Annotated in this window: 17 protein-coding genes; 11 read left to right on the plus strand and 6 right to left on the minus strand. The window is 40.9% G+C overall.

From position 1 onward, the window contains the following. The first annotated feature begins 65 nt into the window (after window positions 1–65). The 3 genes from A0256_16270 to A0256_16280 all read left to right on the plus strand — a co-directional run bounded on the left by A0256_16270 (window position 66) and on the right by A0256_16280 (window position 2,564). Entirely contained in the window at window positions 66–749 is a 684-nt protein-coding gene (locus A0256_16270; protein ID AMR34587.1) for an HAD family hydrolase, read from the plus strand. A 1-nt stretch (window position 750) separates the two neighbouring features. Further along, window positions 751–1,374, plus strand: coding sequence for a chloramphenicol acetyltransferase (locus A0256_16275; protein AMR32863.1), 624 nt, complete (start codon window positions 751–753; stop codon window positions 1,372–1,374). Window positions 1,375–1,550: 176 nt separating this feature from the next. Further along, window positions 1,551–2,564, plus strand: a complete 1,014-nt coding sequence (locus A0256_16280; protein ID AMR32864.1) for a hypothetical protein — start codon at window positions 1,551–1,553, stop codon at window positions 2,562–2,564. A 38-nt stretch (window positions 2,565–2,602) separates the two neighbouring features. On the opposite strand, the gene A0256_16285 is transcribed toward A0256_16280, so the two are convergent. From A0256_16285 to A0256_16300, 4 genes are all read right to left on the minus strand, one after another. Continuing rightward, entirely contained in the window at window positions 2,603–4,516 is a 1,914-nt protein-coding gene (locus A0256_16285) for an AMP-binding protein (protein ID AMR32865.1), read from the minus strand. A 465-nt stretch (window positions 4,517–4,981) separates the two neighbouring features. Beyond that, a complete protein-coding gene (locus A0256_16290) occupies window positions 4,982–5,308 on the minus strand; it encodes a heme biosynthesis protein HemY (protein AMR32866.1) in 327 nt (108 codons plus the stop codon). Between the two features lie 91 nt (window positions 5,309–5,399). Then, window positions 5,400–5,813 carry a scaffolding protein gene (locus A0256_16295; protein AMR32867.1) on the minus strand — a complete coding sequence of 138 codons (414 nt, stop codon included), beginning with the start codon at window positions 5,811–5,813 and terminating at the stop codon, window positions 5,400–5,402. Between the two features lie 106 nt (window positions 5,814–5,919). Beyond that, on the minus strand, window positions 5,920–7,131 hold the full coding sequence (locus A0256_16300; GenBank protein AMR32868.1) for a cysteine desulfurase IscS: 1,212 nt from the start codon (window positions 7,129–7,131) through the stop codon (window positions 5,920–5,922). 100 nt (window positions 7,132–7,231) lie between these two features. Between A0256_16300 and A0256_16305 the strand changes: the two genes are divergently transcribed. The 7 genes from A0256_16305 to A0256_16335 all read left to right on the plus strand — a co-directional run bounded on the left by A0256_16305 (window position 7,232) and on the right by A0256_16335 (window position 14,080). Continuing rightward, window positions 7,232–7,669 carry a methylmalonyl-CoA epimerase gene (locus tag A0256_16305; protein ID AMR34588.1) on the plus strand — a complete coding sequence of 146 codons (438 nt, stop codon included), beginning with the start codon at window positions 7,232–7,234 and terminating at the stop codon, window positions 7,667–7,669. Between the two features lie 243 nt (window positions 7,670–7,912). After that, window positions 7,913–9,292: a hypothetical protein gene (locus tag A0256_16310; protein AMR32869.1), complete on the plus strand. Its 1,380-nt coding sequence runs from the start codon at window positions 7,913–7,915 to the stop codon at window positions 9,290–9,292. A 213-nt stretch (window positions 9,293–9,505) separates the two neighbouring features. After that, window positions 9,506–10,609, plus strand: coding sequence for a hypothetical protein (locus tag A0256_16315; protein AMR32870.1), 1,104 nt, complete (start codon window positions 9,506–9,508; stop codon window positions 10,607–10,609). A 173-nt stretch (window positions 10,610–10,782) separates the two neighbouring features. Then, window positions 10,783–11,031 (plus strand): 50S ribosomal protein L31, encoded by a 249-nt coding sequence (locus A0256_16320; GenBank protein ID AMR32871.1) that lies wholly within the window; start codon window positions 10,783–10,785, stop codon window positions 11,029–11,031. 65 nt (window positions 11,032–11,096) lie between these two features. Further along, entirely contained in the window at window positions 11,097–12,293 is a 1,197-nt protein-coding gene (locus A0256_16325; GenBank protein AMR32872.1) for a glucose-1-phosphate thymidylyltransferase, read from the plus strand. Between the two features lie 103 nt (window positions 12,294–12,396). After that, window positions 12,397–13,161, plus strand: coding sequence for a triose-phosphate isomerase (locus A0256_16330; protein AMR32873.1), 765 nt, complete (start codon window positions 12,397–12,399; stop codon window positions 13,159–13,161). An 82-nt stretch (window positions 13,162–13,243) separates the two neighbouring features. Next, window positions 13,244–14,080, plus strand: a complete 837-nt coding sequence (locus tag A0256_16335; GenBank protein ID AMR32874.1) for a ribosomal protein L11 methyltransferase — start codon at window positions 13,244–13,246, stop codon at window positions 14,078–14,080. A gap of 82 nt (window positions 14,081–14,162) precedes the next feature. Here A0256_16335 and A0256_16340 read toward each other — a convergent pair whose 3' ends face one another. Continuing rightward, window positions 14,163–14,804, minus strand: a complete 642-nt coding sequence (locus A0256_16340) for a hypothetical protein (protein AMR32875.1) — start codon at window positions 14,802–14,804, stop codon at window positions 14,163–14,165. 47 nt (window positions 14,805–14,851) lie between these two features. Next, a complete protein-coding gene (locus tag A0256_16345; protein AMR32876.1) occupies window positions 14,852–15,256 on the minus strand; it encodes an Rrf2 family transcriptional regulator in 405 nt (134 codons plus the stop codon). A gap of 180 nt (window positions 15,257–15,436) precedes the next feature. On the opposite strand from A0256_16345, the gene A0256_16350 reads away from it, so the two are divergent. Then, the gene (locus tag A0256_16350; protein AMR32877.1) at window positions 15,437–16,291 is read left to right on the plus strand and encodes a hypothetical protein; all 855 of its coding nucleotides are present in this window, start codon (window positions 15,437–15,439) and stop codon (window positions 16,289–16,291) included. The last annotated feature ends 17 nt before the right edge of the window (window positions 16,292–16,308 follow it).

The following is a 16,308-nucleotide window of genomic DNA, read 5'->3' on the forward strand; positions in this document are numbered from 1 at the left end:
GTTGGCGTATGGTAACTTACAATAGGCAATGCTTAAATTTTATTACCATTTTATACCTTTACGGAATGAACGTAAAAGTTATCGCTTTTGATGCCGATGATACACTTTGGGTGAACGAACCTTATTTTAGGCAAACAGAAGAAAAATATTGTGAGCTTTTAGCCGAATATGCTTCACGCCACGAGCTGGAGCGAGAATTAATGAAGAAAGAGATTGAAAATCTGCCGTTATACGGCTATGGTATAAAAGGCTTTACGCTATCCATGATTGAGGCCGCAATGAAAATAACCGGCAACAATATCAGTATGCATGTGGTAGGCCAATTGATAGATCTGGGCAAGCAAATGCTTAACCAGCCGATAGAATTGCTTGATGGGGTGGAACAGGTACTGGAATCTCTAAAAGGTAAATACCGGCTGGTTGTTGCCACCAAAGGCGATCTGCTGGATCAGGAACGCAAGCTACGTAAATCATCCCTTAACGGTTATTTTCATCATATTGAGATCATGAGCGAAAAAGATGATGCCAATTATCTAAAATTGATCAAGCACCTCGATATCAGGCCCGAAGAATTGCTAATGGTTGGCAACTCTTTAAAAAGCGACGTGCTGCCGGTTTTAAATATTGGCGGATTTGCCGTACATGTGCCGTACCATATTACCTGGGCGCACGAGCAGATTGAAGGCAGTGTTGATAATGATCGTTTTAGAAGCGTGGATAACATTGCTGAAATCTTGAATTTTTTATAGAATGAGAACCAAAGTAGACCTGGCCACCTGGCCACGAAAAGAACATTTTACTTTTTTTAATAGTTTTGACGAACCCTATTTCAGCGTTAACGCAGATGTGGATTGTACCATAGCTTACCAACGTGCAAAGGAGCAAAATGTGTCCTTTTACCTGTATTATCTTTATTGTGCCATTACAGCTATCAACGCTATTGATAGTTTTAGATATCGTGTAATCGACGGAGAAGTATTTATTTATGATCAAATAAACGTTACTCATATTGTGCTCAGGCCTAACGATACCTTTGGCTTTGGCTTTGTGGAATTTAAGCCAACGCTGGCAGAGTTTATAGCCGATGCGCAAAAGGAAACCGACCGTATATTAAGCACTTCAGGGCTTGATTTGAGTATTCCCGGGGATAATATAATTCACTTTTCGGCCATGCCCGGCATCAAATTTACCGGCTTAACACATGCCCGCAGTTTTTCCTACAAAGACAGTTCTACTAAAATTTCGGTTGGAAAAGTTACAGAGGTTGATGGCAGACGGATGATGCCCGTATCGATAGCCGTACATCACGGACTGACTGATGGCGTTCATGTAGGGCGCCTTATAAATCTTTTTCAGGAGATTTTAGATCGGTAATTGCTGCTGGCTAAAGTTTGTTTTAAAGCGCTTTTAACTTGTAGAGATTGGGCTTAATTTCCATTCAAATTTTTGCCAGGGGCAACTCAGCGGCGATATAATTCGTATAGCAACTAATTGTGAGCATATGGTTTATTAAATGATAATCATATATTTACATTCCTCGCATACCAATTATGATCTTCAAGAAATTAAGTATTTTGCTGCTTGCCTGCGTAATGCTATGCTCCTGCAAAAAGGAAAAGCCTTTTGTACCCAATTATGCAAATGGCTTACCTGGTTTATGGAAACAATTGGCGGATTTTCCCGGAAATGGCAGGGTTCGTGCGTCCGGGTTTACTATCGGCAGCAAATGCTATTTGTTGGGAGGTAATGCTGGCTCGGGCTTTAACGTGGTGCCGTTATATGATTTTTGGGAATACGATCCGATAAATGATAAATGGACGCAAAAAGCCGATTACCCCGGCCAGGGTGCTGAATATGTAAGAGGATTTAGTATAAACGGCAAAGGCTATTTTGGTACAGGGTATGGACAAAGGCAATACCGGGCAGATGAATCAGGGCAAAACAATGATTTTTGGGAATACGATCCTGCAACAGACAAGTGGACCAAAAAAGCAAATTTTGCCGGAGTTGCTCGCGAAAATGTCGTGGCATTCGAAATAAATGGTGTGGGCTATCTCGGCCTCGGCACCAATAATAATTACGATGCCAATTATAAAGACTTTTGGAAGTATGATGTGAATGCAGACAAATGGACACGAATTGCAGATTACCCCGGCAACGGAAGTTTTGGTTCCGCAGCTTTCTCGATAAATGGAAAAGCTTATGTAGGCTTGGGCGGTGCGGCACCTGATCTTGTTAAGCAGGATTTTTGGGAATATGATCCCGCACTAAATAAATGGACTGCTAAAGCCAATTTTACAGGTAGCGCGAGAGTATTTACCGGGCAATTTGTAATCGGTAGTGATGGTTATATCGGCCTTGGTACAACAGAAACACAATCTGCTGATGATTGGTATAAATATGATTCACTTAAAGATAGTTGGATAAAGATCACCACATTTGGTGGGAGTGCGCGTTACGATGTGGTTAATTTTGCTATCGACGGAGTCGGTTACATCGGAACAGGTAATCCCGGCCTGCAAAAGGATTTCTGGAAATACACGCCAACGAAAAAGCCGAATTGAACTTGTCAATTCGGCTTTTTTAAAACATTATCAATAACTTAATCTGCCTCCGCTTCCTGCAAGTACAAGTCATCTATAGCCTCGGCATATTTCTTTTCGATAACTTTGCGTTTGGCTTTTAGGGTGGGGGTTATTTCTCCGGCTTCCATGCTGAATGGATTTCGTTTCAGTTTGAAGTTTTTGATCCGTTCGAATTTCGCGAGTTCATTTGAATATTTACGAATGTCCTGATTAACCCAATCGATGATCTCCTGATCATCAATGAACACGCCGGGCTTTTCAAAGTAATCGCTACCCAGTTTAAAGGTTTCCTGCAATAACTCGTGTGCAGGTACTAATATGGCGGTAATGTATTCGCGCTTATCACCAATTAAAAATACCTGCTCAATTTTGGGGCTTTTTAAATAGGTGTTCTCTACCGGCGTAGGGTAAACATTTTTACCATAGGCATTTACCAGCATATTTTTTAGCCTGTCGGTAATTTGCAGGTTGCCCCTGTAAAATCTGCCGATATCTCCGGTGTGGAACCATCCTTCGCTATCTATCACGGCGGCTGTTTCTTCCGGCTTGCGCCAGTATCCTTTCATTACGCAATGCCCGCGCACAATAATCTCTCCCTCGTCAGAAGTATAGTCAGGGTTAAAATTATCATGATTTTGAATGGTGTAGATCTTCCTGGTATCTACATTCTGAATGGCTACTTCAATACCCGGAATGATACGCCCAACAGTACCGATGATAATGCGGTGATCTTCGGTTACTGCCATAACCGGCGATGTTTCTGTAAGGCCAAAGCCTTCCAATACCATTATCCCTATGTTGCCGAAAAATTCTCCTATATTCTTTGGCAATGCGCCACCACCCGATACCAGAAGCTTTAACCTGCCCCCGGTTTTTTCTTTAACTTTACTAAAAACCAATTTATCGGCTAATTTATGTTCTGCCGCTAAAATCAGTCCGGGTTTTTTACCGGCCTCATGGGTAAGTCGCACCCGTTCCCCAATCTTCATGGCCCAGGTAAAGATCTTAGTTTTCATACCGCCGGCAGATAGACCGTTTTTCATAGCCTTATCATGGATCCTTTCAAGCAGGCGGGGTACACAACACAATACGGTAGGCTTCACTTCCATCATGTTTTTGGCCAGTAATTCCAGGTTTTGGGCAAAGGCAATGGTACACCCTTTGTTCATACAGATGTAGTAGGTTGCTGTCCGCTCAAAAACATGCGACAGCGGCAGGAAGGACAAGAATAAATCGCTGCTTTCTATTATTGGGATTTGGGTGAGGCTCCATTTAACGTTGCTGGTAAGGTTGCTGTGCGTAAGCATTACCCCCTTTGGGGTACCGGTAGTGCCCGATGTGTAGATAAGGCATGATAAGTCTGAAGGCAGAATAGCCTCTCTGGCAATATTTATCGCCTGGGCGTACTTTTCAACACAACCCAAGCCTTCAGCAATTACTTTTTTAAATCCTACCACACCGGCGTTTAGGTTTAACTTATCACTGAATTTTTCGAAATCCTCAAAAGCTGGGATGATGCGGATTAGAGATGTACAATCGTTGGCGATCTTTAAAACCTTTCGAAAAAGAAATGGGTTACCGCACAAAATAGTTCGCGCTTCAGAATCGTTAAGGATGTATTCAACTTCGGCTTCGGAAAGCGTAGGATAAATAGACGTGTTCACCGCCCCGATTTGCTGAAGAGCCTGATCATAGTATATGTAATCCGGACCGTTTTCCATGATCAGGGCTAGTCTGTCGCCCTTTTGAATACCAATGTCTAAGAACCACGCGGAAATCGCATCAATTTTTTCAATCGCTTCCCGATAGGAAATATCCACCCAGGTATCCTGTACTTTATGTTTAAGAAAAGTGTAGGTATCGGGGTGTATGTTCGCAACAATATTACGGATGAGTCCGGGAATGGTTGTTTGCTCAGCAACAATGTTCATGAAGATTAAATCAGGTTTATATTATAACAAATCTATGTTAAATTTAACAATAAAACCAATATCCTTATCATAGCTTGATATCGCAGTTGGACGAATAGGCACTTCTTTTTGTCATGGTAAATAAAGGCTTATATTTAACTAGCTTAACTAAATAAATAAACCTATGAAGCAACTTATAGTATTGTTATTATTCACGATTAAAGGTTTGGCTGACATTGTATTGTGATTGATGACACAAGATAAAACTCATTTTGGAAAAGTGTAAGAAGATATCATACCAGACCCGCAAACTGGGGAAGAGGGTTAGACTGATATAGCATAAACTATTGCCAATCTATTTTTGAATTATCGACAGGTCATTCATATAAGATGGATGGAACGGATGCTTAATCCAAAAAAAAAGGCCCCGAAAACGGAGCCTTTAAAACCTCTAAAACCCCTCATTAAGAAAGGTTGTCGATGTAATTATACTGAGAAACTTTCGCCGCAGCCGCATGTACGGGTCGCGTTGGGGTTATGAAAGTTAAAACCTTTACCATTTAATCCATCACTGAAATCAAGCTCGGTACCGGCAAGATAAAGGAAAGATTTCATATCGAGTGCGAAACGTACGCCGCGATCCTCGAAAAACTGGTCACCTTTTTTTTCCTCGTTATCAAAATCGAGATTGTATGACAACCCCGAGCAGCCGCCACCCTGTACAGATACACGCAGAAAATAGGAGGCATCAAGCCCGCCATCCTGCATGAGGTTGTCAATTTTAGCTTTCGCTTTATCAGTTACAGTTACCATATTAGTATCAAGTAATTAGTATCAAGTATCAAGATAACATTTTGAGTTAGCGCAATTTCGAAACTAACTACTTGATACTTGCTACTACAAATTAGTGATGTGATTTTTCCAGTACGATTGGCTCCATGCCATTCTTAACACGAAAATCGTTAATGGCTGCCTTAATTGCATCTTCTGCTAATACAGAACAGTGAATTTTCACCGGCGGAAGAGCAAGTTCTTCTACGATATCCATATTGTCAATCTTCATGGCATCATCCACGCTTTTACCTTTAAGCCACTCGGTAGCCAAAGATGAAGAAGCAATAGCAGAACCACAGCCGAAAGTTTTAAATTTTGCATCAGTGATAATGTTGTTATCATCCACCTGGATTTGCAGGCGCATAACGTCGCCGCACTCAGGTGCACCTACCAGGCCAGTACCAACTTTGTGGCTGCTTTTGTCTAACGTGCCCACATTGCGGGGGTTAGTATAATGATCAATTACTTTATCTGAATAAGCCATAGCTCTGTTTGTTTAGCCCTCTAACTCCCCAAACGGGAACAGAAGTTGTTTATTTTTTTATTCTTTAATTAATTTATTCCGGCTCCACATTTAGTGCACCGGTAGCTTAGTGTTCCGCCCACTCTATCGAGTCAAGGTCGATACCTTCTTTAAACATTTCCCAAAGCGGTGACAGTTCGCGCAGGTGTGTAACCGCTTTTTTGGTTACTTCAACTGCGTAATCAACCTCCTCCTCGGTAGTAAAACGGCCTAAACCAAAACGAATAGATGAATGCGCCAGATCGTCTGACAAGCCTAAACTCTTCAGTACGTAAGATGGTTCTAATGATGCGGATGTACAGGCTGAACCAGATGATACAGCCAGATCTTTCATTGCCATCATTAAACCTTCACCTTCAACATATTTGAAAGAGATATTTGCTACGTGTGGCAAGCGATGTTGCACGTTACCGTTAACATAGCTTTCCTCCAGCACGGTCAATGCAACTTCTAATTTATTTCGTAAACCTGAAAGGCGCTTTGCTTCAGATTCCATTTCTGCACCCGCTAATTCGCAAGCTTTACCCAAGCCAACGATACCCGGAACATTTAATGTTCCAGAACGCATGCCACGTTCGTGTCCGCCACCGTCCATTTGAGCGGTAACCTTCACACGTGGTCCTTTACGACGAACGTATAATGCACCAACACCTTTAGGACCATACATCTTATGAGCCGATAAAGCCAGCAAATCTATACCGTCTGCAATTACATCCACCGGGATCTTTCCAACTGCCTGTACAGCATCTGTCATAAACAAAGCGCCATATTTATGGGCAATATCTGCAATCGCTTTAACCGGCTGAATAACGCCGATCTCATTGTTTGCATACATGATGGATACCAGGATAGTTTGATCTGTCATGGCTGCTTCAAGCACTTCCAGGTCAACCAAACCATCTTCTTTTACCGGAAGATAAGTTACCCTTCCACCCAGTTTCTCAACGTGTTTGCAAGCATCTAAAACCGCTTTATGCTCTGTAACCGCCGTAATAATGTGGTTGCCTTTTTCTTTATACATTTCAAAAACGCCCTTAATAGCCAGATTGTCCGACTCGGTAGCGCCCGAAGTGAAAATGATTTCTTTTTCTGTAGCGCCGATTAACTTGGCCACTTGTTCGCGTGCATAATCAACACCTTCCTCCGCTACCCAGCCAAATGGGTGGTTACGGCTTGCGGCGTTACCAAACTTTTCGTTAAAATAAGGCAGCATAGCTTCCAGCACCCTGGGATCCATAGGTGTGGTGGCGTTGTTATCTAAATAAATTGGGATGTTCATGGTTAAATATTAACAACACAAATATACGCAAAGTTTTACTTTAATGCTTTCTTGTGCCTGTAAATTGCTGCTGCATGCTATTTATTTACAATATTTGGACATGAACAAGATAGAGCATATTGGCATAGCCGTTAAGGACCTCAAAGTAGCTGCGAATATCTATCAGTTATTGCTCAATACAACGGTTTATAAAACCGAAGATGTGCCATCAGAAGGTGTGAAAACGGCTTTTTTACAAATTGGGCCCAACAAGATCGAGCTGCTGGAATCCTCTAACGCTGAAAGCCCCATAGCGAAATTCATCGAGAAAAAAGGGGAGGGTATACATCATATTGCATTTGATGTTAAGGATATAGCGGCTGAAATGGCGCGATTAAGAGCAGAAGGATTTGTCCTTTTAAATGAGCAGCCACAATTAGGGGCGGATAACAAACTGGTGTGTTTTGTGCATCCCAAAACCGCCAATGGTGTGTTGATAGAACTGTGTCAGGAGGTTGGCGATCAAATTCCTCATTGGGAAGCAGAAACTCTACTATAAGTGATGGCAGCATTGATTGCACATACCCATATCACTCTTGGCGTCATCGCTAAATTTATCTTGAAATCGAATTATTTAGTACGCTTAGATTAAAGAAATAAATTTTCAGTAAGTAGTAGTCCCAGTTAGAGTCTTAAAGGTAACAAAAATAAAAAATCAACGTATAATTAAATAGTCATGCAAAGCTGATAAAAAATCGACTTCTAATTAAACGCATTTTGCAGGCAGCTTTGAATTTAAACTATGAAAAATAAACTTTACCTGATGAAGTGCCTTGCTGGTGTTTTGATATTGGCATCACTTGCCATGTGCAAAAAGAATGTTAATAAAGCTGAAGTAGCACCAGGTTTAAACTCAACCACAAATAAGCTCGTAACGATAGCTGCCGAACCAACTGCCAATTGTAGTTATACTGTTCAGACGTCCCAGTGGTTTGTAGACGGGACTGGTATAGCACCTGGATCCGTTATTTGTATTCCCGCAGGTAATCGCGGGGCATTACTGCTTAAGAATTTTAAAGGTACTGCTGATAATCCGATCATCATAATCAATAAAGGTGGTGTGGTAAGGTTTTCTACTACAACTACTGCTTCATACGGTTTTAAAACACAAAATTGCCAGTACTTTAAAATAGTTGGAACCGGTGTATCATCTATAAAATATGGCTTCGTTATCAGCGGGGGAAATATTAGCATGACAATGGACGATCTAAGCTCGGATTTTGAAATCTCCAACGTGGAGGTAAAAAATAGCGGCTTTGCTGGCATTATGGCTAAAACTGACCCGTCCTGCGATATAGCTACACAGCGCGGGCATTTTACGATGCGCAATATTAAAATGCATGACAATTATGTTCATAAAACAGGCGGAGAGGGGTTTTATGTAGGAAATTCATTTTATGCCGATGGTAGCTCCATTTCCTGCGGTAAGGTTTTGCCTCATGATGTAGTTAATGTAAATATCTACAACAATATTGTTGATTCTACAGGTTGTGAGGGAATTCAGGTGGGTAGTGCAATCTCCGGCGCGGAGATCCATAATAACATCGTCACTTCTCCGGGTTTAAGCCCCTTTGCCAGCGGTCAAAATAATGGCATCCAGATAGGCGAGGGAACCGGGGGGAAATGCTTCGCTAATCTTATAAAAAATGCTCCTGGTAATGGTATTATTGTGCTGGGCCTTGGCGATAACCTTGTTTACGCTAACATAATTATAAATGCTGGCGCTTACGGTATTTTTGCAGATTCGAGGTACACCCCAGGTCCGCATTTTGAGTTTATTAACAACACTATCATTGCGCCGGCTTTAGATGGGATAAAACTAAATTCTGAAAGCATCCCGATGAATACCGTTATCAATAATCTTTTTGTGATCCAGGGGGCGGGTACAGCAATAAACAGGATGAGTACAAGTGTTAGGCTTACTGCTTCAAATAACTATGTGGTTAAAGATGTTAATGCCTGTAAATTCAAGAATTTTACAGCAGATGATTTCCATCTTACTGATTATTCACCAATGATTGGTAAAGGAATGATTGTATTATCTTATGGCGTTGGATTTGACTATTACGGTACACCAAGACCCAACCCTAACGCTGTTGACGTTGGGGCGACAGAATTTTAATGGTGATTGGATTAATTTAATTTAAGGTGACTGAAACCGATAATTTCCTCGTTAGATAGTACTAGCTGCAGAGAAACTAGTTAGGCCGACAGATATAGTTTTGACAATCCGGGCTGGTTGGTTGAAGAATTGCCGCGCCCTTTAAATAAAAGGTGTAAATTGGAGTTCCGTGTGGAAGGGAAAAAAAATGTATCATTACCATTTTGAAATTAGATGGTAAAAGAGATAAGATCTTTAACAGGGGTGAGGGGTTTAGCCGCTTTGTTTGTAGCGGTATTCCATTTTTATAAATTCGCCATTTTAACGCCGGAAGCAAATGGAAGTATATTCTACACGAACAGCTATCTTTCTTCTTTCCTTGGGCACGGATACTTGTCTGTTGATTTATTTTTCATTTTAAGTGCTTTTGTGATGACGCTGTCGTCGAGAAGGCTTTTTGAAAATGGATTTACAAAATCCAACTACGCACTCTTTATGAAAAAACGTTGGATAAGAATTTATCCGTCGTATTTTATTGTTTTGTTATACGGCTACCTTGTGCAGCACCACGGGGGGCGGACTCCCAATTTTATAGTGAGTTTAACTTTATTGAATATTTTATTTGGAGTGTCCTTTATGATTCCCCATTTATGGTCTTTAACTGCCGAATGGATAACCTATCTGCTTTATCCATTGCTATTAAAGCTGTGCCGCAACGCCCGGAATGTTAACTGGAACTACATTTTAATCTTTATAGGAATTTTGTTTTTGTACATCGTTGCATTGTACCGATGGAAATATATCGATCCGCCTTTTATGCTGGAGATCTATCAGGGATACCCATGTTTGTTAAAATGTTTTGCCGACTATTTATTAGGGATAGCAGCTTTTGGCTTATATGACCAAGATAAGCTTAATTTTTTGAGCTCACCAAAATATAGCGTAGGGGTGGTAGTATTAATTTTGGTATCACTGCTTTTTGCAAAGCTTGATTTACTTACCATACTACTATTCGTCTTTTTAATAATTGCGATCGTTAGGCGTAATGTTGTCAGCATTTTTTTAGGATCGAAAATTATCTATTTTTTTGGCGAGATTTCTTACCCGCTTTATCTGATCAATTTTATGGTTTATTTAAAACTGAGAGATATGAATGTTTTGCTGGGTCCGTATATTTCAGATAACTACAGACTTTATATCTTGTTTGCTATTTTCATGTTCTTATCTATTTTTATAGCATACTTATTTCATATCTTAATAGAGAAACCACTTTTAAATTTCTTTAACAAACGTTTAAAAAGCAATAGCTTTCCGTTTAATTTTCAGACCACATACTGAGATGTATTTTTGGAGTAGTAATTGGTGTTTAGATATCCTTGAGATCGCGTAAAGTCAGCTGCAAAGGTTATTTTAAATATTTAATGGTTTAAAACATATTCTTTTTAACACCCCTTTTACTTTTGAAAGTTTTTCTTATATTTGCACCTCTTTTATAAGAAGTATTAATAACAATGAAAAAAGATCTGCATCCATCAAACTATAGGTTAGTAGTATTCAAAGATATGTCTAACGACTATTCTTTTATGACCAAATCATGCATCGATAGCCGCGAAACCGTTAAATGGGAAGATGGCAACGAATATCCGCTGATTAAATTAGAAATCTCACACACTTCACATCCGTTCTATACAGGTAAAATGAAGTTAGTTGATACTGCCGGACGTATCGATAAGTTCCGCAGCCGTTACAACAAAAAATAAGTGTTTTTTCGATAAAATATTTACAAGTCCCCCGTATACCGGGGGACTTTTTTTATTTTTGGCCCATGGCAATCATTCTTTTCGACGATAACGCCCGCAACTCGCTCCTTCCTTTAACGTATACCCGCCCGGTTGCCGATCTGAGGATTGGTATCTTAACGATTGCGGAAAAGTGGAGCAAATATCTTTCCCTGGATCATTCCTTTTTGACAGAAAAATATCTACAGGGAAAGTTCCCCACCCGGATACAGGATAATAATATCTTTATCAATGGTTCAATTTGCCCCGATGAATCTTTAGTGGTTACAATAGCTAATCTGGCTAATGGTCAGGCGCTGAAATTTAATGATACACTTGTGGCGGTTAAGCTTACAGCTATTCACGCTCAGAGCTTCGATCCGTTGGCCAACTACGCCAATGAAATTGCTTATGCGGGCGAGCCAGTAATTATTACGTTGCCCGAACATTTGTTTAAGAGAAACGATATTGAGCTTCGAAAGGACTTTACACTGCTTACTGAGGGCCGCAAAAGTGCCACAATAAGCAATACGAATACCATAATAGGGCATTCGTTTTTTGCTGAAGAGGGTGCGCAAACCGAGTGCTGTACTTTTAATACCACTAACGGGCCAATTTATTTGGCTGCTAACACCGAAGTGTGGGAAGGTACCAATATCCGCGGGCCGTTTGCTATTTGCGAACATTCGCAGCTTAAAATGGGAACCAAGATTTATGGGGCTACTACGGTTGGGCCTTACTGCAGGGTTGGCGGTGAAGTAACTAATGTTGTTTTTTGGGGTTACTCAAACAAAGGCCACGAAGGCTATCTGGGCAACTCGGTAATAGGCGAGTGGTGTAACTTAGGCGCCGATACCAACAATTCAAATCTGAAAAATAATTATTCGGATGTTAAGCTTTGGGATTATGATGCTCAAAGCTACCGCGATACCGGCCTGCAGTTTTGTGGTTTAATCATGGCGGATCATGCCAAAAGTGGTATCAATACCATGTTTAACACCGGCACCGTTGTGGGGGTAAGCGCAAACGTATTTGACGCCGGTTACCCGCCAAAGCACATTGCCGATTTTAGCTGGGGCGGTTCAAATGGCTTTGAAGAATACGCCTACGATAAAATGATGGAAACTACCAGCCGTGTTTTTGCCCGCCGGCTGCACCGTAATTTTGATGATGCCGAACGAAACATATTAACAACGGTGTTTGAATTAACAAAGTCGTTTAGAGAGTTTCAAAATAGTCATTAGTTTATTGCTTATAAACTAATGACCGATAAAAGTAAAAACCATAAAAAATAAATAACCATTACCATGAACCGTTAAATATGGTCCATGGACTAATCAAAACGCAATGAGAAAGAAAATTGTAGCCGGAAACTGGAAAATGAACTTAGATTATAACGAGGGTTTAACCTTGTTTTCTGAAGTAATAAACATGATTAAAGACGAAGCCACCGGAGATCAGCAAGTAGTGGTTTGCAGCCCGTTTATACACCTGCACAGTCTGGCTGGTTTGGCAAAAGGATATCATAACATAGCAGTGGGTGCGCAAAATGCACACCAGGCAGAATCCGGCGCTTACACAGGCGAGATCTCTGCAAAACAAGTAAAGTCTACAGGTGCCGAATATGTGATCCTGGGCCACTCCGAGCGTCGCCAGTATTTCGGCGAAAGTAACGAATTGCTAGCCAAAAAGACCGATACTGCTTTGGCAAATGGTTTAAAACCAATCTTCTGCATTGGCGAAACATTGCAACAGCGCGAAGCTAACGAGCATTTCGACATCATTAAAAGTCAATTACAAGAAGGTGTTTTTCATTTAGAAGCGGTTGCCTTTGATACCATTGTGTTAGCATATGAACCAGTTTGGGCCATAGGAACGGGCGTAACCGCAACTTCTGCACAGGCGCAGGAAATTCACGAATTTATTCGAAAAGAAATTGCGGCTAAATACGATCAAACGGTTGCCGATGCTACAACTATTCTTTATGGAGGTAGCTGTAACCCTAAAAACGCATCCGAACTGTTTGCTTGTGCAGATATAGACGGTGGTTTGATAGGTGGGGCTTCCTTGAAATCACGCGACTTTACGGATATTGTTAAGGCTTTTAATTAACTAGATAGGAGGTATCAGACTTGAGTTATAAGAACGATTGTTTTTATCTCAAGCCTGACACCTCAAATCTCAACTGTGTATCATGAATTATTACGAGCTGCTCTTTACCACTATAACAACCGAAGATTATCAGCAGGACCTACTTATCGGAGCGCTGGGCGAGATAGGTTTTGATACTTTTGAAGAGGTTGATCTTGGCTTCAAAGCCTACATCCCCGAGACCGATTTTAATCAGGGCCATTTGGATGAAACACTGGAGAACTATCGCGAAATGTTTACGTTCAGTTATGATGTAACCCTCATCCCCCAAAAAAACTGGAACGAGGTTTGGGAAAGTAACTTTGAACCGATTCAAATTGGCAACCAGGTATTTGTAAGGGCAACCTTTCATGCCGCAAAGCCCGAGTTTCCTTATGAAATCGTTATAGACCCTAAAATGGCTTTTGGAACGGGCCACCACCAGACTACAGCTATGATGATGGCGCTGATGCTGGAAAATGATTTTAAAGGGAAACAAGTGCTTGATATGGGCTGCGGGACAGGTATTCTGGCTATTCTTGCTGTTAAATTAGGTGCTGCAAGAGTAGTAGCTATCGATTATGATCCCGTGTGTTATGAAAGTACGATCGAGAATTCAGCTTTAAATGGTGTGGTTGAGATCGAAGCCCTTTGCGGTTCAAAAGAAGCAATACCTGATGAACAATATGATATTATTTTGGCCAATATCAACCGTAATATACTGCTTGACCAAATGTCCCGATATGCAGGAGCATTAAAGCCAGGTGCTGAAATTTACTTTAGCGGCTTTTACGAGTCGCCCGATCTTGACATCATAACCGATGAGGCTCGTAAATACGGATTGAAATATATTACCCACAAAAAAGATAGAGAATGGGTAGCTGCTAAGTTTGTATTGTAAAACGCATAGTTTAACATATGATAACACCGATAATTTTATAAATCGGTGTTATCATAAATGATTAATAGATTATCTGATAAAATTAGTAGCCTAAAGTGAACCGGCTTCTGATAAACTGATTATTTTGCAATTCATCAAATATCGCAACGGCCAGGTCGGCAGTTGAAATATCGTTCTTGCCTTCTGCGTTAAATACGGGGTTTTCTGTACCTAAACGGAACGTACCGGTACGCTCACCTGGGTGCAGATTAATAGCCGGGCTTACGAAAGTCCAATCCAATTCTTCTTCTTTTCGTAAAATATTTAGATAGTCACGGGCAGCAGTTGCGCCTGCTTTCCATTCTGCCGGAAACTGTGGGGAATCTACTAGCTGGCTTTCGCCGATATATAAACTGCCAGCGCCGCCTACAGTGATAAAACGGCTAACACCTGATTTTTTTACAGCTTCTTGAATGTTTTTGGCACCGTCCAGCGAATCTGCGTAGATGTTTGGGTTTTCCCAGCCCGGGTTGTAGGCACTTATTACCGCATCGTGGCTGGTAAGCGCTGCCGATAATGCATCTACGTTATTTACATCAACCGATAATGCGGTTATGCCTGCAGCCTTTTCGACTTTAGCTGTATCTCGCACTATTGCAGTTATTTCATATCCGCGTTGTATACCTTCTTTTATTATTGCGCTACCTACAAAGCCGGTCGCGCCAATTACTGCTACTTTCATGATGTGAATTTTAGTTGTGAATAATATTGTTATTAATGGTTATAAGTGTACTAATCAAACTTAGCGCAAAACTCAGCAAGGTTTTTGCTTCCAAGCCGTTGTATTAAAGCTGTATCAATTTCCTCATATAAATCATAGAGGTGCAAGTTGATTTGTTTTCCAATGGGGCACGCCGGATTAGGCCGGTTTCTTGGCTGCCCCAAAATGGCTCCTTGTTTTACTGCATTATAGATGTCGGCAAGTGATATCTGTGTTGCCGGCTTCGACAGTTTGTAGCCACCATTTTTTCCACTTTTGCTCGCCACTAGATTGTTTCTAATCAAATTGCTTAGTTCTTTACGTACCAATACGGCATTCACGTTGATACTGCCTGCCAAATATTCTGACGACTGAACACTGTCCGTCTTTGTTAAGAGTGTCATAATGTGCAGCGTTATAGGAAATCTACCGTTCATTTAATATGTAATAATTAATATTACAGTTCAAAAGTAAGTGATAAATATCATAATTCAATGTTAACTTTATGCCGGCTACAAATATGTGTTGTTGTTGACAATTGAACTTAGAATGCTAAATAAATTTGTTGCATATTAAATTTTAGACCTTATTGGTCAAAAAATATAGATCCTATCGATATGAAAAGCTACTTAGTACCTATGGACTTTTCCGAAGCTGCTTTCAATGCTGCCAATTTTGCTGCCAGGTTGAGCCACGAAACGGATGTCGGCCTTATCGTTCTAATGAATGCCTATTATATTTCACCCTATGAAGCAATGCTTCCGAATACGGATTTGGTGATGCTGCGCCAGGAAGAAATTGAAGAGGATGCGGTTGATAGATTAGCTCAATTAGAACAGCTTAAAACTAGATTGCTTAAACTTGTACGCAACGGGGTAGTTATTCGAACGCAGGTAAAGAGGTCGCACCTCGTGAGGGCCGTTGTTGATACCGTAACATCCCATAAAATAGATCTAGTAATATTAGGAACAATTGGCAACAGTACCGTACGCGAAGGGGGAATCGGTATCGGAGATCATGTGATCAAAATTTCGAAGGTTTCCCCGGTTCCGGTATTGGTTGTTCCGCCAGATTATACTTATCACATAATCGAAAGTGTAGTAATTGCATGTGATTTTAAAAAAGTCAAAGATTCTGTCCCTGCTGAGGCGCTAAAAAAATTATTGGGAAGGCGGCCCGTTGAGTTGCTGGTGCTTAATGTTGAGGTCAGTTCTAATCTGCCTGAGGCAAGCCCGCAACAAGTTGGCGAAGATACTGCACTACACCAAATGCTCAAAGGCTTAAAACCTCGCTACCACTATATCAACCATCCTAAAGTAATCACTGGGGTGCTGAATTTTGCGTTAGAAAATAACGCGCAGCTGGTAATTGCATTACCGCATACCTATAGCTTTATGCAGTCGTTATTACATAGTAGCATATCCGAACAGCTGGCTACAAGCTCGTCGGTACCGGTGTTATTGTTGAAATAAGTTTGACAGGTGTTAAT

This window comes from Mucilaginibacter sp. PAMC 26640 (assembly GCA_001596135.1).
Taxonomy (GTDB): Bacteria; Bacteroidota; Bacteroidia; order Sphingobacteriales; family Sphingobacteriaceae; genus Mucilaginibacter.

Coding starts and splice junctions, on each gene's coding strand:
- A0256_16270 (AMR34587.1), top strand. CDS start 66: ATGAACGTAAAAGTTATCGCTTTTGATGCCGATGATACACTTTGGGTG.
- A0256_16275 (AMR32863.1), top strand. CDS start 751: ATGAGAACCAAAGTAGACCTGGCCACCTGGCCACGAAAAGAACATTTT.
- A0256_16280 (AMR32864.1), top strand. CDS start 1,551: ATGATCTTCAAGAAATTAAGTATTTTGCTGCTTGCCTGCGTAATGCTA.
- A0256_16285 (AMR32865.1), bottom strand. CDS start 4,516: ATGAACATTGTTGCTGAGCAAACAACCATTCCCGGACTCATCCGTAAT.
- A0256_16290 (AMR32866.1), bottom strand. CDS start 5,308: ATGGTAACTGTAACTGATAAAGCGAAAGCTAAAATTGACAACCTCATG.
- A0256_16295 (AMR32867.1), bottom strand. CDS start 5,813: ATGGCTTATTCAGATAAAGTAATTGATCATTATACTAACCCCCGCAAT.
- A0256_16300 (AMR32868.1), bottom strand. CDS start 7,131: ATGAACATCCCAATTTATTTAGATAACAACGCCACCACACCTATGGAT.
- A0256_16305 (AMR34588.1), top strand. CDS start 7,232: ATGAACAAGATAGAGCATATTGGCATAGCCGTTAAGGACCTCAAAGTA.
- A0256_16310 (AMR32869.1), top strand. CDS start 7,913: ATGAAAAATAAACTTTACCTGATGAAGTGCCTTGCTGGTGTTTTGATA.
- A0256_16315 (AMR32870.1), top strand. CDS start 9,506: ATGGTAAAAGAGATAAGATCTTTAACAGGGGTGAGGGGTTTAGCCGCT.
- A0256_16320 (AMR32871.1), top strand. CDS start 10,783: ATGAAAAAAGATCTGCATCCATCAAACTATAGGTTAGTAGTATTCAAA.
- A0256_16325 (AMR32872.1), top strand. CDS start 11,097: ATGGCAATCATTCTTTTCGACGATAACGCCCGCAACTCGCTCCTTCCT.
- A0256_16330 (AMR32873.1), top strand. CDS start 12,397: ATGAGAAAGAAAATTGTAGCCGGAAACTGGAAAATGAACTTAGATTAT.
- A0256_16335 (AMR32874.1), top strand. CDS start 13,244: ATGAATTATTACGAGCTGCTCTTTACCACTATAACAACCGAAGATTAT.
- A0256_16345 (AMR32876.1), bottom strand. CDS start 15,256: ATGAACGGTAGATTTCCTATAACGCTGCACATTATGACACTCTTAACA.
- A0256_16350 (AMR32877.1), top strand. CDS start 15,437: ATGAAAAGCTACTTAGTACCTATGGACTTTTCCGAAGCTGCTTTCAAT.